This window comes from Undibacterium sp. GW821-FHT07F11 (genome assembly GCF_059418665.1).
In genome coordinates this window covers 708,655-730,577 of record NZ_JBWKQH010000002.1, presented here as the reverse complement: position 1 = coordinate 730,577, position 21,923 = coordinate 708,655, and the positions used below count along the sequence as shown (strand labels likewise).

At 50.8% G+C, this 21,923-nt stretch carries 18 protein-coding genes; 7 read left to right on the top strand and 11 right to left on the bottom strand.

Going from position 1 to position 21,923, the window contains the following annotated elements; genetic code table 11:
• Position 1 precedes the first annotated feature (1 nt).
• Together AC07OI_RS07050 and AC07OI_RS07045 are read right to left on the bottom strand one after the other, a co-directional pair.
• Positions 2-760, bottom strand: coding sequence for a substrate-binding periplasmic protein (locus tag AC07OI_RS07050; protein WP_495256695.1), 759 nt, complete (start codon positions 758-760; stop codon positions 2-4).
• 297 nt (positions 761-1,057) lie between these two features.
• On the bottom strand, positions 1,058-1,381 hold the full coding sequence (locus AC07OI_RS07045; RefSeq protein ID WP_495256694.1) for a hypothetical protein: 324 nt from the start codon (positions 1,379-1,381) through the stop codon (positions 1,058-1,060).
• A gap of 196 nt (positions 1,382-1,577) precedes the next feature.
• On the opposite strand from AC07OI_RS07045, the gene AC07OI_RS07040 reads away from it, so the two are divergent.
• The gene (locus tag AC07OI_RS07040; RefSeq protein ID WP_495256693.1) at positions 1,578-2,357 is read left to right on the top strand and encodes an alpha/beta hydrolase; all 780 of its coding nucleotides are present in this window, start codon (positions 1,578-1,580) and stop codon (positions 2,355-2,357) included.
• A 102-nt stretch (positions 2,358-2,459) separates the two neighbouring features.
• On the opposite strand, the gene rng is transcribed toward AC07OI_RS07040, so the two are convergent.
• The 8 genes from rng to AC07OI_RS07000 all read right to left on the bottom strand — a co-directional run bounded on the left by rng (position 2,460) and on the right by AC07OI_RS07000 (position 9,782).
• Complete coding sequence (gene rng / locus AC07OI_RS07035; RefSeq protein ID WP_492707300.1) at positions 2,460-3,932, bottom strand: ribonuclease G; 1,473 nt, start codon at positions 3,930-3,932, stop codon at positions 2,460-2,462.
• 21 nt (positions 3,933-3,953) lie between these two features.
• Positions 3,954-4,571, bottom strand: coding sequence for a Maf family protein (locus tag AC07OI_RS07030; RefSeq protein ID WP_495256692.1), 618 nt, complete (start codon positions 4,569-4,571; stop codon positions 3,954-3,956).
• A gap of 20 nt (positions 4,572-4,591) precedes the next feature.
• On the bottom strand, positions 4,592-5,062 hold the full coding sequence (rlmH, locus tag AC07OI_RS07025; protein ID WP_495256691.1) for a 23S rRNA (pseudouridine(1915)-N(3))-methyltransferase RlmH: 471 nt from the start codon (positions 5,060-5,062) through the stop codon (positions 4,592-4,594).
• A gap of 296 nt (positions 5,063-5,358) precedes the next feature.
• Positions 5,359-6,096: a ribosome silencing factor gene (gene rsfS, locus AC07OI_RS07020; RefSeq protein ID WP_495256690.1), complete on the bottom strand. Its 738-nt coding sequence runs from the start codon at positions 6,094-6,096 to the stop codon at positions 5,359-5,361.
• Between the two features lie 4 nt (positions 6,097-6,100).
• On the bottom strand, positions 6,101-6,775 hold the full coding sequence (gene nadD, locus AC07OI_RS07015) for a nicotinate (nicotinamide) nucleotide adenylyltransferase (RefSeq protein WP_492707308.1): 675 nt from the start codon (positions 6,773-6,775) through the stop codon (positions 6,101-6,103).
• The gene (hemF, locus tag AC07OI_RS07010) at positions 6,766-7,665 is read right to left on the bottom strand and encodes an oxygen-dependent coproporphyrinogen oxidase (protein WP_492707309.1); all 900 of its coding nucleotides are present in this window, start codon (positions 7,663-7,665) and stop codon (positions 6,766-6,768) included. Before hemF ends, nadD begins: the two co-directional genes overlap by 10 nt.
• Before the next feature lie 115 nt (positions 7,666-7,780).
• On the bottom strand, positions 7,781-9,055 hold the full coding sequence (gene purD, locus AC07OI_RS07005) for a phosphoribosylamine--glycine ligase (RefSeq protein ID WP_495256689.1): 1,275 nt from the start codon (positions 9,053-9,055) through the stop codon (positions 7,781-7,783).
• A gap of 1 nt (position 9,056) precedes the next feature.
• Positions 9,057-9,782, bottom strand: coding sequence for a YebC/PmpR family DNA-binding transcriptional regulator (locus tag AC07OI_RS07000; protein ID WP_492707312.1), 726 nt, complete (start codon positions 9,780-9,782; stop codon positions 9,057-9,059).
• A 130-nt stretch (positions 9,783-9,912) separates the two neighbouring features.
• On the opposite strand from AC07OI_RS07000, the gene AC07OI_RS06995 reads away from it, so the two are divergent.
• The 4 genes from AC07OI_RS06995 (at position 9,913) to AC07OI_RS06980 (ending at position 16,538) form a co-directional block, all read left to right on the top strand.
• Positions 9,913-11,553, top strand: coding sequence for a helicase HerA-like C-terminal domain-containing protein (locus AC07OI_RS06995; protein ID WP_492707314.1), 1,641 nt, complete (start codon positions 9,913-9,915; stop codon positions 11,551-11,553).
• 475 nt (positions 11,554-12,028) lie between these two features.
• Complete coding sequence (locus AC07OI_RS06990; RefSeq protein ID WP_495256688.1) at positions 12,029-12,940, top strand: DMT family transporter; 912 nt, start codon at positions 12,029-12,031, stop codon at positions 12,938-12,940.
• A 28-nt stretch (positions 12,941-12,968) separates the two neighbouring features.
• Entirely contained in the window at positions 12,969-13,943 is a 975-nt protein-coding gene (locus AC07OI_RS06985; RefSeq protein WP_495256687.1) for a quinone oxidoreductase family protein, read from the top strand.
• 342 nt (positions 13,944-14,285) lie between these two features.
• A complete protein-coding gene (locus AC07OI_RS06980) occupies positions 14,286-16,538 on the top strand; it encodes a DUF1631 family protein (RefSeq protein ID WP_492707319.1) in 2,253 nt (750 codons plus the stop codon).
• Positions 16,539-16,815: 277 nt separating this feature from the next.
• Here AC07OI_RS06980 and AC07OI_RS06975 read toward each other — a convergent pair whose 3' ends face one another.
• Complete coding sequence (locus tag AC07OI_RS06975) at positions 16,816-17,451, bottom strand: DUF4136 domain-containing protein (protein WP_495256686.1); 636 nt, start codon at positions 17,449-17,451, stop codon at positions 16,816-16,818.
• A 534-nt stretch (positions 17,452-17,985) separates the two neighbouring features.
• Here AC07OI_RS06975 and pepN point away from each other — a divergent pair.
• Together pepN and AC07OI_RS06965 are read left to right on the top strand one after the other, a co-directional pair.
• Positions 17,986-20,664 carry an aminopeptidase N gene (gene pepN / locus AC07OI_RS06970; protein ID WP_495256685.1) on the top strand — a complete coding sequence of 893 codons (2,679 nt, stop codon included), beginning with the start codon at positions 17,986-17,988 and terminating at the stop codon, positions 20,662-20,664.
• Between the two features lie 43 nt (positions 20,665-20,707).
• Positions 20,708-21,709 carry a class 1 fructose-bisphosphatase gene (locus AC07OI_RS06965; RefSeq protein WP_492707325.1) on the top strand — a complete coding sequence of 334 codons (1,002 nt, stop codon included), beginning with the start codon at positions 20,708-20,710 and terminating at the stop codon, positions 21,707-21,709.
• Positions 21,710-21,923 lie beyond the last annotated feature (214 nt).

Sequence of the window (21,923 nt, the reverse complement as noted above, 5' to 3'; positions counted from 1 at the left end):
TTTATTTCCTGGGCACATTGACAGCAGGCAGTGAGCCATCTTGTTGCCCCTTCCTGATCGCCTTGTTGATTTGCTCAATGATGCCTTTGTCTTCGGACGCGAGGATCGCAAAGTGGATGTGATCCACGAACAGGTAATGGTCAAGTACCTTGAAGCTTACGCCAGGTGGCATGGGGGTATCTGGCGCAATCTCAGGCATGGTCTTATTGAGCATGGCCTCGACCTTGCGCGGATCGGGATCATAATGGCTGAACAGCATGACATCCGTGCGCTTGCTGAGTAGTTTTTTCAGGCGTGAGGGCAGGGAATACACATCATCTTCTATCACCAGCAAGTTTGCCCTGGCTTTGTCAAATTCATCGCCATAAGTAGAGCCACGTATCATGCTGACAGTTTTTCCTTGCAAGTCAGCAATGCGGGAAAATGGAAAGGTTTGGTCACTCCTGACCACCAGCCAGATAAAAGTACCAAAAGCCGGGATGGAAAAGTGCAGGGTTTGCGCACGTTCTTTTGTCTTGGACAAACCAAAAGCCAGGCCTTCTCCTTCATTCAGACTTTGCAGCAAGCGGTTCCATGGATAGCGCCGGTACTCAAACCGTAGCTGTAATTCTTTTTCTACATACGCTACGCACTGCTGAAAGATTGGGTTAAAGGGGATTTGTGGCGTATTGGTGGCATTTGACTCTACGATCAAAAAAACTTGCTTGCGTAATTCTATCGCCCAAGTTGCTGGGGAAAAGATCAGGGGAAGAACACTCAAAAGATACCTTCTGAGTTGATGTGATTTTTTAAATATCATCGTTGTGATTTCCCCGCAATTTAGCCGTGCATAGTGATCAACAATCGCTATATCAAAAAATATTCTACTCCTTATGCTCTTTGAGCAAGTTCTAAATACTGTTAATTAAGCTTACTAGCATTGCCTGAAGCTTATGCAAACGCCATTTGTGTACAGCAAATCAGAGATATGTTTAGCCATAAAGGGCACTGGGAGTGAGAGCCTACAAGCAGGCGATAGGGAGTGAGTAATGATTTCGGTGGTACCGAAACAAGATACTCATTCTAGTTTTGCCTGTTGCGCAGACCTTTTCTTGATGACTTCTATCCTGGCTTTCAAGCTACGCAATTCTTTCAGTGATTCAGTTGCTTTGGGAGACAGATTTTCTGAGTCCTTCACGATGTCCAATAGCACATCAGTGATCTGACCTAGTTGCGTACCGTACGATGCAAGTTGAAATACCTGTGCTTCTATTCCTGCATCCCCAGAAACAGGAGGAATCATATTGTAGAACCAGGTCGTATTTGGCTCTATGCTTTGCGCGACACTTCCACTCCACGGGAAGTGAACTTGTGGTGACCAGACCCATAACCATGGATACATGATAGCTCCTTGTTTTGATGAAACATGCAGATAGCAAAAAGTGAGGACGAACAAGATTATCCTGAAATAATGCCTGAAGAAAACTAAGTCAGATTCTACAAAAGCTAATGAATGGTATTATTTGAAGTTGTATAAAAATTATCATTTATCAGGATAACATGCAATCATCAAATCAAAATAAAAAGAGGGGCGCACGATGAGAAAATTCCTGGCGGCAATCTTGCTCACGACGGCCCATATGACTCAGGCACAAGTTCAAATTCAGGGCCAGATTTTTCAAGTGCCGACTCGTACAGACGTGAGTACCACTCTGTTTTGGCAGGCTGTGGATGGTGCAAAGGCAACGGTTTTTATTTTTCCGGGTGGGGGCGGCGGGTTTGGCAAGCTTGTAGATGGTAAGCCTGGCAGTAATAATTTTCTGGTACGGGCTATGCCATACTTTTTGGCGAATGGCTTTAATGTCGCTATTTTCGGAAGACCCAGTGATTCCGAGGACCTGGATTTTGCCGACCGCATCAGTGACACGCATTTGTCAGATATTCGCGCAGTGCTGGATGAGGTGAAAAAGCAAAGCGCTGCACCAATCTGGATTGTCGGCACTAGTCGTGGCACGATTTCTACAACTGCAATGGCGATCAAAATTCAGGACCCCGCGATAGCCGGTTTGGTCCTGACTTCCAGCATTGTGAACTACAAAAAGCCAGGGGCTGTGCCCAAGCAGGACTTAGCTGCAATTACGATACCTACCTTGATACTCCATCATAACAAGGACGCCTGCATGCATTGTCAGCCACATGAGGTATCGGCAATCTTGCGTGGGCTGAAAAACGCGCCGGCAAAAAAAATGATACTGGCAGATGGTGGCTCCAATCCTACCGGCGATGCGTGCGCAGCGCTGCACTGGCATGGTTTTATCGGTATGGAGAAGGAGGCTGTTGACATGATTTCAGAATGGATAAGAACTCCTTCGCCCTGATCTGAAGCTATCCATGAGCTGTCCAAAAAAAATGCCGGCACATTGCCGACATTTTTTAGGGGGCTTGTTTAAGCTTAAATATACCCGGCGTCATAAACACGGTCACATTAAAATAATATCGTACTGCTCCTGATGAAACACACTCTCCACTTGCAGTGAAATCGGTTTGCCAATGAAGTCGCCGAGCATGGCAAGATGTTGCGATTCTTCTTCGAGGAACATGTCGACCACGACTTGCGAGGCCATGATGCGGAATTCTCTGGGATTGAATTGTTTGGCTTCGCGCAGAAGTTCGCGCAGGATTTCGTAGCAGATGGTGCGGGCGGTTTTGACCTGGCCTTTGCCGCTGCAGGCAGGGCAGGGTTCGCATAAGACATGGGCGAGTGATTCGCGGGTGCGTTTGCGGGTGACTTCTACCAGGCCGAGGGCCGAGAAGCCGGAGACAGATAGTTTGGTGCGGTCACGTGACAAAGCCTTGTTGAGTTCAGCCAGCACGGCAGTCTTGTGTTCTTCATTCTCCATGTCGATGATGTCGAGAATGATGATGCCGCCGAGGTTACGTAATCTTAGCTGACGGGCGATGGCGTGGGCGGCTTCGAGGTTGGTTTTGAAGATGGTGTCATCGAAATTGCGGCCAGCGACAAAGCTGCCGGTATTGACGTCGATGGTGGTCATGGCCTCGGTCTGGTCGACGATGAGGTAACCGCCAGATTTCAGGTCGACGCGGCGGCCCAGGGCGCGTTCTATTTCTTCTTCCACGCCATGCAGGTCAAACAGGGGGCGTTCACCTATATAGTGTTGCAGCTTGCCGAGCACTGACGGCATGTAATGCGTCGCGAACTCTTGCAGCATGATGTAATTTTCACGCGAGTCGACTTGTATGCTGTCAGTTTCTTCATTGACGAAGTCACGCAAGACGCGTTGTGCCAGATTAAGATCCTGATACAGCAGGGTAGTCGGTGGCTGGGTCTTGGCCAGTTGCAGTATGGTGGACCAGGTGCGGCGCAGGTAATCAACGTCGGCCTTCAAGTCTTCATCGGAGGCATCTTCTGCCATGGTGCGGACGATGAAACCACCTTTTTCTTCTGGCTGCTGCAGGTTTTGTACCTTGGTGCGCAGGGCTTCGCGTTCAGCTTCGTTTTCTATTTTTTGCGAAATGCCTATGTGTGAATCTTGCGGCAGGTAGACCAGCATGCGGCCTGCGATGGAAATCTGTGTAGAGAGGCGTGCGCCCTTGGTGCCTATCGGGTCTTTGACGACTTGCACGGTGACGGACTGGCCATCGAACAGCAATTTTTCTATCGGTGTCAGCGGCGCATTGGTATTGCCATTCGCATCTTGCGAGCGGGCGTCCCAGATATCAGCCACATGCAAAAAAGCGGCGCGTTCCAGGCCTATGTCGATAAAGGCAGACTGCATGCCTGGCAAGACGCGCACGACTTTGCCCAGGTAGATATTGCCGACCAGGCCGCGTGACAATGTACGTTCTATATGGAGTTCTTGTACCGCGCCCTGGAACATCAGGGCAACGCGGGTTTCTTGAGGGGTGATATTGATGAGGAGGTTTTCGCTCATAAGCTTCTCTGATACTTCAATTTAGGGAATAAAGATACCTGCCTGACGCAGCAACTGGCAGGTTTCAAATAAGGGTAATCCCATGATGCCAGAATAACTCCCTTTGATGTGTGAAATAAAACGGGCTGCCGCGCCCTGTATGCCATAGCCACCGGCTTTGTCATAGGGTTCATTGCTATTGCAGTAGGCCAGTATCTGTTGTTCATCGAGATTCGCAAAACTGACTTCTGAACATTGTGTGACAGCGGCACTGCCCAGTGCCGAATGTACGGCGATGCTGGTCAGTACCTGATGCGTCTGGCCTGCCAGCATGCTCAGCATTTGTATGGCTTCTTGCCGGTCGGTGGGTTTGCCCAGAATTTGCTTGCCGAGTACCACGGTAGTGTCGGCGGCGAGCACGGGGCGTGGCAGCATTTTGCGCAGATGCATGATTTCCCAAGCCTTGTCTGCTTTTTCCTGGGTGACGCGGCTGACATAGGCTTCTGGTGCTTCGCCGGGCAAGACGATCTCGGTCACATCCGGCCCGCGTGGTGCAGCATCGCGTAGCAGCAAGAGATCAAACTCTATGCCTGCCTGGTGCAGCAGTTCGCGGCGTCTTGGACTTTTTGATGCCAGGTAGATTTTATTTTCTTTTAGCATGGCGGTCTCCTTGGTATAACTTATACCCGGTGATAAGGGTGGTTCTGGGTAATTGACCAGGCACGGTATAGCTGTTCGGCCAGCAGTACTCTCACCATGCCATGTGGCAGGGTCAGGCTGGAAATACGTATCAGGGTATCGGCTTTGGACTTGAATTCTGCGTCCAGGCCATCAGCACCGCCGATGATGAAGACCACATCACGGCCATCCTGCTGCCACTGCGTGAGGTTTTGCGACAGGGCGACGCTGGTCCAGTCCTTGCCGCGTTCATCCAGGGCGATGATACGGGCATTCTTGGGTATCACTGCTTCTATCCTGGTACGTTCCAGTGCCATGACGGTTTCAGCCGTTTTACTGCCTGAGCGTTCTACCGGTTTGATTTCCTTGAGGATTATGCGGCATTCTGGCGGCATGCGTTTGGCATACTCCTGAAAGCCTGTTTCTATCCAGGAGGGCATTTTGTGGCCGACGGCGGCGATGATCAATTGCATGTTTGTGTCTGTTTGCTGCGTATTAGGTCTTGAAACCGAGTACTTCGGGACTTAAGCAAAATTGTCACAGCAAGGCTGTCGCTTCAGGAAACCTCCCTTGTAAGGGAGGTTCGTTGCGTCGGCAGACAATATATTGTCTGAAACCCCGACTTTACCGTAGCGACGAAGACAGTACTTTAGTACCGAATCTTGCTAAATACGGGAGCTACAACGCAGCTGTGGCGGTTTTGCTTAAGTCCTTCTCTTAAACAAATGGCTGCACCAGGCAGCCATTTGGATTAAAACGAAACAGAGAATTATTCCTCTGTTGCTTTCTTGCGTGCAGGAGCGCGTTTTGCTGGCGCTGCAGCGGCAGTGCGTTTTTCTGCGGCTTGCTTGGCAGAGGCAACAGCAGTTTTAGTTGCTGCTACTTTAACGCGGCCACCAGTTGGTATCTTGGCTGGTTTGGCCGCAGTAGTGCCATCAGCAGCTTTGCGGGTTGCCGGTTTGCGTGCTGGTTTGCCTTCAGCATCACCAGTAGTCTTGGTGACGCGTGGTTTGCGCGCTGGTTTCTTTTCATCGTCCAGCGTGGTCTGGATAGCCATCATGTCATGCGTGACTTCCAGCGGGGCAGCTTTGCCAGCCACTTTGCGGACGCGCTTAGGCTTGTCGCTGTCTTCTTCTGCTTCAACTTTTTTAGCAGAAGTACGCTTGGCCGCGCCGAATTTGACAGGCTTGTCGCCCCACAGCTCTTCCAGACGGTAGTAAGCGCGGATGGCTGGCTGCATGATGTGGACGACGATGTCACCCAGATCGACCAGTACCCATTCACCCGTTGCTTCACCCTCCATGCTGACGATAGTGCCACCGTTTTCCTTGACTTTGTCGCGTACGGACGCGGCCAGAGCCTTGGTTTGACGGTTGGATGTACCAGAGGCGATACAAACGCGGTCAAACAGGCTGGTCAGGTGTGTGGTTTCAAACAATTGTATGTCTTGCGCCTTGACGTCTTCCAGAGCGTCAATGACCAGGGTTTGCAGTTTTTTAATATCCATATTTTTATTGGTAGATAGTTTGTTGTTGTAGGTAGTCTAGCACCTTGTGCGGGACTAGCAATCTTGTTGTCGGGTTATGCTGTTTTAATTCAGTACGTAGTTGGGTCGCAGATACATCTTGCGCCAGATTTCTCTCCAGATAAGTACCACCGGCTGGCCGTGAGCGCATTTCCAGGGCGCTGATGGCATTTTTCTTCCAGATGTCAGCAATGTCGGGGCTGCTGATATCGAGGCTGAAACCCGGGCGTGATGCAGCACACAAATGCGCTACTTCAAGCAAGTCCTGCCAATTGCGCCAGGTGTGCAAATTTTGCAACTGATCTGCACCCATGGCAAATACCAGTGATGCCTCATCGCCAACTTCTCTGCGTAGCTGGTGCAAGGTATCGATGGTGTAATTACTTTTACCCTGTTCTGCGCGGATGATTTCTTGCTCATCTATCCTGACAGGGCAGAGTTGCCAGTCTTCAAAGGCCAGCTTCAGCATGGCCAGTCTTTGTGTCGAGGTGGCTTGCAACTCATTCTTTTGCCATTGCTGGCCTACAGGAATGATGCGCAATTCACCCGGTTGCAATATCGTCGCCAGACTATGGGCAAGGGCAATATGGCCCAGATGCACAGGATCAAAGCTGCCACCCAGTACCAGGATACAAGGTGGTGTTACAGTTTCTATGCCCATTCCCGGTGTACCAGAAAGTCTGTTGCCAGTGCTGCTTCCGGGCTGCCAGCCTCTGGTTTCCAATCATAGCGCCATTTGACGATGGGGGGCATGGACATAAGTATGGACTCTGTCCTGCCGCCAGATTGCAGGCCAAAATGCGTGCCACGGTCAAATACCAGATTGAATTCTACATAACGACCACGGCGATAAGCCTGGAAATCGCGCTCACGTTCGCCATATTCCTGGCCTTTGCGACGTTCCAGGATAGGACGGTAAGCCGGAATAAAGGCGTCACCGACGCTGCGCATCATGGCAAAACTGCTGGCAAAATCCTGCTCATTGAAATCATCAAAGAAGATGCCGCCTACGCCACGCGCTTCTTTACGGTGTTTCAGGTAAAAATACTCGTCACACCATTTCTTGAAGCGGACATGCAAGTCTGCACCAAAAGGCTGGACCGCCATTTTACAGGTTTGGTGAAAATGCACAGCATCTTCCGTAAAACCGTAATACGGCGTCAAATCCATGCCACCACCAAACCACCAGACATCTTCCTGGCCTTCGGCGCGAGTGGTGAAAAAGCGTACATTCATGTGCACGGTAGGTGCATACGGGTTACGTGGATGCAGAACCAGCGAGACACCCATGGCTTCCCACTGACGGCCAGCCAGCTCAGGACGGGCGGCAGCGGCAGATGGTGGCAGGCTTTTACCCATGACATGGGAGAAATTGACGCCGCCACGTTCAAATACCTTGCCTTCTTCTATGACACGGGAGATACCGCCACCGCCTTCAGGGCGTTCCCAGCTATCTGTAATAAAAGTATGGCCATCAACTTCTTCGAGAGCCGCGACTATACCAGCCTGCAAGCCCAGGAAGTAGTTTTTAACCGCGAGTGTATCTGTCATTCTGCTATCTACTCTAAAAAACGCAAGGGGCTGGACTAGTCTTTGGACTATTCTCAACCCGCTTTAAAAGATCTATGGCGCACATCGAAATGTACGCCTGACCAGACCCAAGGATTTAATGTTTGCGGTTCAGCGCACGCCAGCCTATGTCACGGCGGTATTGCATGCCGTCGAAATGGATTTTTTCCACCACGTCATACGCATGTTTTTGCGCCAGTTTGACGGTGTCGCCCAGTCCAACCACACACAACGCACGACCACCGGTCACATGCAAGGTCTTTTCATTGAGCGATGTACCCGCATGGAAGGTCACGGTGTCCGCAGTTTCTGCCGGGATACCGGTGATTTTGTCACCTTTGCGTGGCGCATCAGGGTAACCAGCAGCGGCCATGACGACACCCATGGCGGTACGCCTGTCCCATTCCAGTTCTACCGTATCGAGCGTGCCATTGACTGCGTGTTCAACCACATGCAGCAAATCTGTTTTCAGGCGCGCCATGATAGGCTGGGTTTCTGGGTCGCCCATGCGGCAGTTGAATTCCAGGGTTTTTGGATTGCCCTGGTCATCGATCATCAGACCGGCATACAAAAAGCCGGTAAATATGATGCCATCCTTGGCCATGCCTTGTACCGTAGGCACGATAATTTCACGCATGACGCGGGCGTGCAGTTGTGGCGTTACGATAGGGGCTGGGGAGTAGGCACCCATGCCGCCTGTATTCGGGCCTTCGTCATTGTCGAGCAGACGTTTATGATCCTGGCTGGTTGCCAGTGGCAGAATATTCTTGCCATCAACCATGACGATGAAACTGGCCTCTTCACCCGCCAAAAACTCTTCAATCACGACGCGTGCACCAGCATCACCGAGCTTATTGTCAGACAACATCATATCGATTGCTGCATGCGCTTCTTCAGCCGTCATGGCAACGACTACACCTTTGCCCGCCGCCAAGCCATCAGCCTTGATGACGATAGGCGCGCCTTTTGCATTGATGTACTCATGCGCAGGTGCCAGCTCAGAGAAGGTCTGGTATTCAGCCGTAGGAATGGCATGCCTGTGCATGAAAGCCTTGGCGAAATCCTTGGAGCTTTCCAGTTGTGCAGCTTCTTTGCTCGGGCCAAAGATTTTCAGGCCACGGTCACGGAAAATATTGACGATACCGGCAGCCAGCGGCACTTCAGGGCCGACTACGGTAATGCCTATGTTTTCTTGCTCGGCAAAGTCTGCCAGTGCTGCCGGGTCTGTGATGTTGATGTTTTTCAGACGGCTGTCAGCAGCGGTACCACCATTGCCGGGGGCGACAAAAATGGTTTGTACGCGTTCAGATTGCGCCAGTTTCCAGGCGAGGGCATGTTCACGGCCACCAGAGCCGACTACGAGTAATTTCATCTTAATCTTCTATGATGGCGTTGGTGAATACTTCTTGTACATCGTCGAGGTTTTCCAGTGCATCCAGCAGTTTTTGCATCTTGATACCTTCATCACCGGAAAATACAGTTTCAGTATTTGGTTTCATGACGACTTCAGCGACTTCTGCCTTAAAACCGGCTTTTTCCAGGCTGGCACGCAGGTCAGACAGGCTGAATGGCGCGCACAGCACTTCGATGCCGCCTTCTTCATCGGTGACCACATCGTCAGCGCCGGCTTCCAGGGCAGCTTCCATCAGGGCATCTTCATTCGTGCCTGGTGCAAAGAACATCTGGCCGCAATGCTGGAACAAAAAGGCGACCGAGCCTTCAGTACCCATATTGCCACCGTATTTGTTGAAGGCATGGCGTACTTCAGCCACGGTGCGTACGCGGTTGTCGGTCATGCAGTCAACCACGATGGCGGCACCACCTATGCCATAACCCTCATAACGTACTTCTTCGTAATTTGCGCCTTCCAGTGTGCCCGCGCCGCGTTGTATCGCACGCGTGACGTTTTCTTTTGGCATATTGGCGTCAGCCGCCTTGTCTACTGCCAGACGCAGGCGCGGGTTGGAATCGACATCCTCACCACCCATGCGTGCTGCAACCGTGATCTCCTTGATCAGACGCGTCCATATCTTGCCGCGTTTGGCATCGGTTGCTGCTTTTTTATGCTTGATATTGGCCCATTTACTATGTCCTGCCATGATCGCTCTTTCCTGAATTGACAATAGCTCACCCTGAGGGCGGCAATTTTGCCTGGCTTGGTTTTATAATGAAGACCAGTATTTTACCATAGTGGCACCGACCGACTTCTCCAAATCACCCTCCAAAACTATGTCAAAACCTTTGTTGATCGCTAAAAACACCGAATTCGACTTGAATTTATTGTCAGACTGGGCCAATCGCCATGGTTGTATCACCGGTGCTACAGGTACCGGCAAGACTGTTACCCTGCAAACCCTGGCGCAGGCATTTTCTGCCATTGGTGTGCCGGTGTTCATGGCAGACGTCAAAGGCGACCTGTCTGGCATGGCCAAAGAAGGTAGTGCAACGGGCAAAATCCAGCAGAGGCTGCAAGCCCTGCAATTGGATGAACCCAAGTGGCAGGCTTGCCCGGTCACGTTCTGGGACGTGTTTGGCAAACAGGGCCACCCGGTACGTGCCACAGTATCAGACCTTGGCCCCTTGCTGCTGGGGCGTATGTTGAATTTGAATGATACTCAGGAAGGTGTCTTGCAACTGGCCTTCAAGATCGCCGACGACCATGGTCTGCTGCTGTTGGATACCAAGGATTTGCGCGCTATGCTGCAATACCTGGCCGAGAATGCCTCTGAATTCCAGACCGAATACGGCAATATCTCGGCAGCCAGTGTCGGCGCTATCCAGCGCTCATTGCTGACCATCTCGGAGCAGGGCGGTGAGCAATTCTTTGGCGAACCCATGCTGAACCTGGACGACATGATGCAAACTGACGGCGATGGCCGTGGTTTTGTGAATATCCTGGCGGCAGATCAATTGCTGCAATCACCACGCCTGTATTCCACCTTTTTGCTATGGATGCTGTCTGAATTGTATGAACACCTGCCAGAAGTTGGCGATGTCGATCAGCCCAAGATGGTTTTCTTCTTTGATGAGGCCCATCTGTTGTTTGACGAGGCACCCAAGGTCTTGCTGCAAAAGATAGAGCAGGTGGTGCGTTTGATACGTTCCAAGGGTGTGGGCGTGTATTTCGTTACGCAAAACCCGCTGGACATCCCTGATACTGTACTGGGGCAACTCGGCAACCGTGTCCAGCATGCCTTGCGTGCCTATACGCCCAGGGATCAAAAAGCAGTGCAGGCCGCAGCAGAAACTTTCCGTCCCAATCCCAAGCTGGATACCGCAGCGGTGATTGCCGAACTCGGTGTCGGTGAGGCGCTGATTTCCTTCCTTGACGATAAAGGCAGGCCCAACATCGTGCAACGCGCCCTGATCGTACCTCCATCGTCACAGATAGGAGCGATAACGGCAGATGAACGCAAGCAAGTCATGCAAACTTCCATCGTCGCCGGTGTGTATGAGAAGCACATAGACCGTGAATCTGCCTATGAAAAACTGACAGGCAGGGTGGCAGCCCGTGCTGCTACCACAGATAAAGAAGATAATCTGCAACCCGGTAGCAGGGAAGAGCCTGCGGCGGCAGACGCCAATGGCTGGGGTAATGCGCCCTCGGCAGCGTCTGCACCATCCGTACCCGGCCGGCCTGTACTCAATTCAGGACGCACAGCTCAGCCAGCGCCTGCGCCTGCGCAGGAAAGTAGCGGTGGTGTCGGTGATACGTTGAAAAGCGTGTTCGGCAACCTGCTCGGTGGTGGTGGTTTACGACGCAAGGATAATGTGGTCGAGACCATGATCAAGTCTACAGTCAGGACCATGGGTTCTCAGGTAGGGCGCGAGATAATACGCGGGGTACTGGGCTCTATTCTGAAGAAATAAGCTTGTTTGCACCAGAATGCATGCACGGCGCAGCAGGAGGCCAGCAGAAGATCAGTAGAGCCTGGATGCTCTGCTGATCGAAAGAACTATTCCTGACCCTGGCTGCTGCTATTAGCCAGACGCCTGAAGATACTGTTCAGGGAACTATCATTTTGCTTTGGAGATACTTTTTTCGTCTGTCTTTCAGGCATATCCGGTAATGCACGTTTTGGACGGAGTACCGGTTGATCAGCATATTGTAAGCGTGGCGTGTACATCTGGTTTTCTCCTGCGATGTGGTTCATAACAAGAAGTGTAATGAAATATGCATTAGTTAATAGTTAGACAAAGTCAAATTTGGCAAGTAAATGTAAAATTCCATGTGAAAGATTGTTAGTTCTTTTCCATGTGGGAATTATTTGCTTTCTACCTGGCAATTTATATGTGAAGTTATTGTTTTAGGCCGTGTAACAGTCCGGTCTGCCCTTAGAAATTTATGCTTACTGAACAATCAAAATTAATTGCCCGCCGCCATTACCTCACAGGTCTCGCCATTGCCTTGATTGGTGCCATCCTCTTTTCTACCAAGGCTATTGTTGCCAAACTGATTTATCGTTACAACGTCGATGCAGTGACACTGATCTGTTTTCGCATGGCATTTTCCCTCCCCATTTTCGCTGCGATTGCAGTCTGGCAAATGCACAAGGCCGGCAGCCTGAGCAGTGCCGACCGCTGGCGTCTGGTGGGCCTGGGTCTGGTAGGTTATTACCTGTCATCTTTCCTGGATTTTCTCGGTCTGCAATATATCAGTGCTGGTCTTGAGCGCCTGATTTTGTTCCTGACGCCTTCCTTTGTCTTGCTGATATCCGCTTTCTTCTTGAAACGTGCCGTCAGCATGCTTGAATGGGTAGCTTTGCTGGTGTCTTACCTGGGTATAGTCCTGGTCTTCTTCCATGACCTCAAGCTTGGTGGTGACTATGTCATGCTGGGCTCTGCCCTGGTGCTGGGGGCGGCGATTTCTTATGCCATCTATCTGATACAGTCGGGTCAACTGGTGCAAAGGCTGGGCTCTTTGAGGTTGGTGTCCTATGCAATGTGTGTTTCCAGTGCTGCCTGCATAGGCCAATTTTTTATTTTGCGTCCTGCCAGCATGCTGGTGCAGCCGCTTGCTGTATATTCATTGTCTATAGTGAATGCCATCATGTGCACTGTATTGCCAGTGTTTCTGACCATGATAGCGGTAAAGCGCATCGGCGCGGCGACAGCTTCGCAAGCAGGCATGATAGGCCCGGTATCGACTTTGTTCCTTGGTGCTTATTTCCTCGGTGAGCCCATTACGGGCTGGCAAATGGCCGGGACAGTATTGGTCATGGGCGGCATGTATTTGCTGTCTGTGAAAAAGACTTAAAGTTAGAGAATTCATTCAGGAGATATAAATGGTCAAGGCAATTCGCATACAGCAGACGGGTGGTCCGGAAGTCATGGAATATGTTGACGTCGAACTGGGCGCACCTGGCCCGGGTGAAGTGTTGGTACGCCAAAAAGCCTGCGGTCTGAATTTTATCGATGTGTATTTTCGTACCGGCCTGTATCCGCAAGCATTGCCCGGTGGTTTGGGCATGGAAGGTGCTGGCATTGTTGAAGCAATCGGTGCTGACGTCAAATACGTGCAGGTGGGTGACAGGGTTGCCTACGCTGGAAGACCAACGGGTGCTTATGCAGAGGCCCGCATCATGCCTGCCGATAATCTGGTGCGCCTGCCTGACAGCATCAGTTTTGAGACCGCAGCCGCCATGATGCTGCAGGGTTTGACTGTGCAATATCTGTTTCACCGCACCTTCCCTTTGCAAGGTGGGGAAACAATATTGTTTCATGCTGCCGCAGGTGGTGTTGGCCTGATTGCCTGTCAATGGGCACGTGCCATAGGTGTCACCATGATAGGCACGGTAGGCTCGGACGAGAAAGGCGAATTGGCCAAAGCCCATGGCTGCGCCCATATCATCAACTACAACACGGAAAATTTTGTTCAGCGTGTCCGTGAAATTACGGATGGAAAAGGGGTGCCGGTTGTTTATGATTCCATCGGCAAGGATACTTTCATTCCTTCACTGGATTGTCTGGCTCCCTTGGGCATGATGGTCAGTTTTGGTAATGCGTCTGGTCCTGTGCCTGCATTTAGCCTGAGTGAGCTTGCTTCACGTGGTTCCCTGTTCATTACCAGGCCCAGTTTGATGAGCTATACGGCCAAACGTGATGACCTGGAACAAATGGCTGCCCACTTATTTTCCATGGTGGAAGGCGGCAAAGTTAAAATAGACATACGCCAACGCTATCCTTTAAGTGCTGTGGCACAAGCACACCGTGAGCTGGAAACCAGGAAAACCACGGGCTCCAGTATATTAATTCCCTGAAGCAAGAAAATATGACGCAAAAAATATGACGCAAATAACACCACCATCGAAAACACCTTCAGACAAAGATAACGGTAGCCCTAAATTTGGGCGACTGCTGCTGGTTCTTATTTTTGCAGTCATGCTGATTGTTGTTATTACCTTAGGCTCTGAGGCTTACTATACTAATTAAGGGCGTTTGAACATTTGACAGAGCTGTTTTGCAGCTTTGTTGTTTTACTGCACTGTTCCGTAAGATTCTGGCATTGCGCAAGCCTGCCTGGCTTGGCAGAATGCAAGTTTTTGGGCGCGAACGCTGGCGTCTGAGTTTTATTGATAACCTGACCATAATAAAAAAGAGCGATGGATACCATTCCACTTAATACTGCCAAGACGAGCGAATTTTCCAGCTCTAGCCGTTTGCTGATATTGCAAAGTCTGGTGCCTATCGCCACCAATCTGGTTTCTTCGCAAATTGAGGCATTTACCGGGCGCCTGACCGAAGCTTTGTTCAAGCTGTCTGACCAGACCATCAGGCCAGAGGAGGTTGCCACCAGCTTTGCTGCTTACCAGCAACTGAAACGCAATGGTACAACCTTTTATCGTCTGGTTGCCGGGCAGGTCAATGCCGCTCTCGCCAAAGAAGTCAGCGTTGTCAATACCCGCAAACGCGCCAGGACGGATGAAGGCAAGCAGGATTTTTCTCTTGTCAGTTTTGAAGAGATGGAAAGCAAGGTACTTAGCCGCAATCTGAGCCAATCGCTGGAAGTGACTAATGCAGAGCAACTGGTCTCTTTGAATGTGCGCATAGGCCATGTATTGCGCCGTACCCCTATCAGTGTTTCGCAAAACCCATTTCGTCCAGAGTTATTTGTCAAAGCTGTCCATCAGGCATGGATGGAACTGGAGCCCAACCCTGAAACCCATCACCTGATATTGCGATTGTTGCGACCAGAATTGTTCCTGCAATTGGGCACAATTTACCGTGAGCTGAATCTGGCTTTGGTTGAGCGAGGTATCTTGCCCGACCTGAATGATGGTTACCGTAATAAACAAAAAAAGAACATGATGTCAGGATCTGACGATATCAGTAACCGCGACCCTTATCTGGAAAATAAGCTGCGTAATATTTTTTCTGGTAATGCGCCGACAGGTACGTTTGGCAATACAGTTACTGGTGGCAGTGGTGGGGGCGGTGGTGGTAGCACTACCATGGATGGCGGAGGCATGCCATTCACGGGTGGGCAAGATGCTGGCGGCGGCTTTGGTGGTGGCCACTCAGGTGGCAGCGGTGGTGGAGGAGGTAGTGGTGGTGGCGGCAGTAATGCGCCAGACATGGTCACCATAGACAGGCAATTTTTTGACTACCTGACCAGTGTGCAGAGAGATTTCTCTGCCAATCCCATGCCGACAGATACGGCACATCTGCGGCAATTATCGCAGCAGCCAAATGCCGGTGGCCTGACCCATATAGATCAAAGCACGATCGAGTTGCTGGCACGTATTTTTGACTATGTCTTTAACGACAACAGCATACCTGCAGACATCAAAAATCTCATCAGCCAGTTGCAGATACCAACCTTAAAGGTGGCTTTGCTCGACAAGGATTTCTTTTTCAAGGAAAACCATCCAGCGCGGGTATTGATAGACACACTGGCTAAATCCAGCGTCTTGTTGAATAGCGACGCCTCGGCGGAAGACCCGCTCTATCAAATGATAGAAGGCATCGTCGAAAGGGTGCAGCAGGATTTTGATCAGCAAATAGAGTTGTTCTCTGACGTTGTTGCTGACCTGGAAGCCTTCCTCAAGGATGAAGAACAGCAAACCGAAGTCGCCATCAGCGAGCCAGTCGCCGTCGCGCTGAAGCAAGAAAAAATGCGCCTCGCGCGCGAGTTTGCCGAAAACGATGTTGCTATCCGGGTAGAAACGGGCGAGGTTGCCGGTTTCCTGGAAACCTTCCTCAAGGAGCAATGGATCAGGATTTTGACGATCTCGCATAACGTCAAGGAAGAAAAGCCCAACGCCCTGGAAAATGCCCTGCGGACGATGGATGACCTGATCTGGAGCCTGAAACCCAAGAATAGTGCTGAAGAGCGCAAAGAGCTGGTCAGCAAGCTGCCAGCCATGCTGTCTTTGCTGAATGCCTGGCTGAATGCGATCAAATGGGATGAGCCTGAACGCGTTATCTTCTTTTCCAAACTGGCTGAACGCCATGCTGGTATCGCCCGTGCACCTCTTGAATTTTCACCGCGTCGCCAATTGGAAATTGCCGTCAATATCGCCCAGCGAGCCAGTGAAAAACGCCTGAACCGCCATGTACAGGACCAGATAGAACAGCCAGTCGATGAGTGGGCGCGCGTCATAGAAACCATGGAGCGCGGCATCTGGGTTGATTTCACCCGGCCAAATGGTGTCACTACCCGTTTCAAATTGGCCTGGGTCAGCCCCAAGCGTACACGCTACATCTTCACCAATCGCCAGGGGCATGATGCTTTTTCAGTGTCTAGCGAAGAATTGATTACCCAGTTCCGTGAGGGCAGGGCGATACAGATAGTTGCTGAATCTGTGGTTGACCGTGCGCTGGTCGAGGCTTTGCGTGATCCACCGGCAACGTAAATGAATAGGACTTACGCAAAACCGCCCAGCTGCGTTGCAGCTCTTCTCCTGGGAGCCGCGTACTAAAGTACAGCCTTTGTCGCTACTGTGTAGTCGGGGGTTCCAGGCAACATGTTGTCTGCCGACGAAACGAACATCCCTTGCAAGGGATGGTTCCTGAAAGCGTTAGCCTAGCTGGGGTAGTTTTGCGTAAGTCCTAATGACACGAATGCTAAAGTGGCAGGCGGTTTGCCTGCCACTTTTTTATGGTCACCTGCCTGTTGCACACGTCAGGCAACTAATTTTCCACTTTAAACTGTACTTTGCTGGTGCTGCCGTTTTTGCCCGGGAAGTCCTTCAGCGCACTATCCATCAGGTAGGGCATGTAAAGTGAAATTTCCTCGTTGTCTTGCTCGGAGCTGGTTTTGATGTCAGCCAATACTTTATTTTTCCCCATTTCAGAAATACGTATTTGTAACTGATGCAGATAGGTGCTGCGTATATACATATCTATCGGGCCTCTGGGGTAGTATGGCCAGGTCGAAAAAGTTGGGTAGTAAAGGTAATTGCGACGATAAATACCACGGCTGAAATGCAGACCCCAGTACGGATCATAAATGCTTGGTTGCCAGAACAAGCTGGGCTTGACTTCCCTGATGGTGGTGGCATAACGCAACTCCACCTTCAGGGCGGGCGTAGCACCTGCGTTGATTTCCTTAAAGCCCAAGGTTTGCAGGCGGGTTCTTAGCAAGTCTTCATATAGCTTATGTTCAGGGTTGTTTTCCTGCCCTGGCGCACGTTCAAAGATATAAGATTTGTCTTGCGTGGTGCCTGGCCATTCGTGAAAGACACTGACCTGGCTGGTAAACGTCGTTGCGCATCCGCCCAGCAGCAAACTGCAGGCCAGCGCTAATAATAAGGTGAACTTCTTCATTTTACTGCTCCTTCAAACATATTTTTACTATAGTTCCATGATATGCCTGATTACAAAAACTTGTTGCTCTTACTGTAACGTGTTGTATCGACCTTGTTACGATTAGGACTTACGCAAAACCGCCCCAGCTGCGTTGCAGCTCCTGGCCGTACTGAAGTACTGTCTTCGTCGCTGACGGTGTAGTCGGGGTTTCAGACAACATGTTGTCTGCCAATGTAACGAACCTCCCTTGCAAGGGAGGTTTCCTAAAGCGATAGCCTTGCTGGGGCAATTTTGCGTAAGTCCTAACTATGTGAGTTTAGTTGAGAAAAGCGAATGATCGCTGATTTGACTGAAACTGGGCACGCTACATGTTTTGTGCAGGTGGCTAGGATGAATCTGTAAGAATTTCACGGTTTTAACAAACTTTCTGCCTAAATTTGACTCTATTCAATAGACTTTTATCCCCGTACTGACACAGCTTGGTAAAATGGCGGTCTTTGCAGGGTTCATAAGACTTTGTTATTCAACTTATTTTCGCGAGATACTCCATCCATGCGTAACGATACTGCCAGCAAACCAGAGACAATTTTTCGTAAAGACTATATAGCCCCGGGGTTTTGGGTAGACACAGTAGAAATGGGTTTCGACCTTGATCTGCAAGCCACCCATGTCGCCACCCGCATGACCTTGCGCCGCAATCATGACAGCAGCGAAAAAGACCTGGTCTTGTTTGGCGAATCCCTGAAATTGCTGCAACTGCGCATGAATGGCGTGAACTTGAAGAAGTCTGCCTACAAGATAGAAGGCGAGACCCTGCGCATTGCCAATGCCCCGGACGAAGTCACGCTGGAAATTGAAACCCTGATCAATCCGCTCAAGAACACCTCTTTGTCAGGTCTGTATGCGTCCAACGGTAACTTCATTACTCAGTGCGAGGCAGAAGGTTTCCGCAAGATCACCTGGTTCCCTGACCGTCCTGATGTCATGGCGAAATACACCGTCATGCTGCGTGCCGACAAGAAAAAATTCCCTGTATTGCTGAGCAATGGCAACTTGATCGAAGAAGGTGATCTGGGTGACGGCCGCCATTTCGCAAAATGGGAAGACCCGTTCAAAAAGCCTTCTTACCTGTTCGCTCTGGTGGCTGGCAAGCTTGTTTGCCAGGAAGAAAACTACAAGCTCAAATCCGGCCGCAAAGCCTTGCTGCAAGTCTGGGTAGAAGACGGCAATCTGGATAAAACCCAGCATGCCATGGACTCTCTCAAAAACAGCATACGCTGGGATGAAGAGCGCTTTGGCCTGGAGTTGGACCTTGACCGCTTCATGATCGTTGCCACAGGCGACTTCAATATGGGCGCCATGGAAAACAAGGGCTTGAATATTTTTAATACCAAGTTCGTGCTGGCCAATCCATCTATCGCTACTGACGTTGACTATGCAGGCATAGAATCTGTGGTTGGTCATGAATACTTCCATAACTGGACAGGTAACCGCGTCACTTGCCGCGACTGGTTCCAGTTGTCCTTGAAAGAAGGCCTGACAGTTTTCCGTGACCAGGAATTTTCTGCCGACCTGGTAGGCACAGCCACTGGCCGTGCCGTCAAGCGCATAGAAGATGTACGTTTGCTGCGCCAGGTACAATTCTCTGAAGATGCAGGCCCTATGGCCCATCCTGTACGTCCTGATTCTTTTGTAGAAATCAATAACTTCTACACCGTCACGATTTATGAAAAAGGTTCAGAAGTCGTGCGCATGTATTACACCTTGCTGGGTCATGATGGCTTCCGCAAGGGCATGGATCTGTACTTCGAGCGCCATGATGGCCAGGCGGTTGAATGTGATGACTTCCGCGCTGCGATGGCGGATTCCAGTGGCCGTGACCTGACCCAGTTTGAACGCTGGTATAGCCAGGCTGGTACGCCACGCGTGAAGGTGGACGCGACTTACGATGAGCAGGCGCAGACTTATTCCATCACCCTGAGCCAATCTTGCCCGGCTACACCAGGCCAGGCAGAAAAACTGCCTTTCCACATCCCGGTTGCCATGGGCTTGCTGGGTGCAGATGGTAAAGATATACCTTTGCATAGCGCCGCGTACGAAGCACAGGCTGGTGCGACCAGTCTGGTGCTGGAACTGACAGAAGCCAGTCAGACTTTTGTATTTACGGGTGTTAGCAGCAAACCAGTACCGTCATTGTTGCGCAATTTCTCTGCACCAGTCGTGCTGGAAATCGACTACAGCGATGAAGAACTGGGCCTCTTGCTGGCCAATGACAGTGACCCGTTCAACCGCTGGGAAGCTGGTCAGCGTCTGGCCACACGCCGCCTTGTCAAACTGACGACTGCAGTGCAGCAAGGTGAAGAGCTGAGCCTGGACAGTATGTTCATCGAAGCCCTGCGCGCTACCCTGAACGATGCCAGCCTCGATCCGGCCTTCCGTGAACTGGTGCTGACACTGCCATCTGAAGCCATGATTGCTGAAGAATTCAAGGTCGTTGATCCACAAGCCATCCATACCGCTCGTCAGTTTGCCCGTGCCACCATCACAGAACATTTGCGCGCTGATTTGCTGAGTGCTTACGAAGGCCATCTGACCCCAGGCAAATACAGCCCGGATGCACAATCCATGGCTAAACGTGGCTTGAAAAACCTGGCCCTGTCTTATCTGCTTGAATGGTCAGATGAATCTACTTTTGATCTGGCGAAAACCCAGTTCGATGAAGCAGAAAACATGACTGACCGCCTGGCAGCTCTGACTGCACTGACTAATTTCAGTGGCAATGACAAGCAAGCCAAATCGGCAGCCAAGTCCTTGAAAGCTTTCTATAAAGACTTCAAGAAAGAAGCCCTGGTCATCGACAAATGGTTCATGTTGCAGGCAACTGCACGAACCACCGATGTCGCCAAGGTGCGTGAATTGATGACGCATCCAGCATTTACACTGAATAACCCCAACCGTGCGCGCAGTTTGACGTTTGCTTTCTGCAATGCCAATCCATCCCGCTTCCACGCCGCTGATGGCAGTGGCTATGCCTTATGGGCAGAACTGGTGATTGCGCTCAACAAGCTCAATCCACAAGTCGCAGCACGTTTGGCACGCAGCATGGATCGCTGGAAGAAATATCCAGAAAGCCTGCAGGCGCATATGAAAGCGGCACTGCAAAAAGTGGCTGATACCAAGAAGCTGTCGAAAGACGTGCTGGAAGTAGTCAGCAAAGCCTTGGCTTCCTAAACAAGCTATTGACAAGAATTACTGAAAGAATCGAGAGATCAACATGAAACGTGTAAGTCTGACCCAGTACCTGGTCGAAGAGCAGCGCCTGAATAATTCGATACCGGCAGAATTGCGCCTGCTGATCGAAGTCGTCGCACGTGCCTGCAAAACTATCAGCCATGCAGTAGGCAAGGGCGCATTAGGTGAAGTGCTGGGCACAGCTGGTAGCGAAAACATCCAGGGCGAAGTGCAAAAGAAACTCGACATCCTGTCGAATGAAATCCTGCTTGAAGCCAATGAATGGGGCGGCCATCTGGCAGCCATGGCATCGGAAGAAATGGAAAGCATACACCCGATACCGAACCGCTATCCGCAGGGCGAATACATGCTCTTGTTTGATCCACTCGATGGTTCCAGCAATATCGACGTCAACGTCTCCATCGGTACCATCTTCTCGGTATTGAAAGCACCAGACGGCATGGGCAAACCAACTGAGCAAGACTTCTTGCAGCCAGGTAGTAAGCAAGTTGCCGCAGGTTATGCAGTGTATGGCCCACAGACCGTGCTGGTACTGACCACAGGCAATGGCGTCAATTGCTTCACCCTTGACCGCGAAATGGGTTCCTGGGTACTGACGCAGCGTAATATGCAAATCCCGGCAGACACCAAGGAATTTGCCATCAACGCCTCGAACACCCGCCACTGGTATCCGCCAGTCACGCGTTATGTTGATGAAATGCTGGCAGGCAGCACTGGCCCACGCGGCAAAGAATTCAATATGCGCTGGATCGCCTCCATGGTCGCCGACGTACACCGCATCCTGAATCGCGGCGGCATCTTCATGTACCCGGCCGACAAGCGCGAACCAGACAAGGCAGGTAAGTTGCGCCTGATGTACGAAGCCAATCCCATGTCCTTCATCGTCGAACAGGCTGGCGGCGCATCGACCGACGGCAAGCGCCGTATGCTGGATATCCAGCCAGAAAAACTGCACCAGCGTGTTGCGGTGTTCCTGGGCTCCAAAAATGAAGTGGAAAGAGTGACGCAATACCATCAGGAATGATGGGGTCATGATCCTTAAAAACGCGAAGTGTGAGCTTCGCGTTTTTTTATGTTCGTTCGTGATTTTAGTAAAGACCTCTCAACACAGAGGCACCGAGACACAGAGAAATGCAAGAGAAAATCTAAATACTTTTTAAAAAGAGTTTTGGTTTTCTCTGTGCACCTCTGCGTCTCGATGCCTCTGCCGTGAGTTTTTGGTTTAATACTTAATTCGA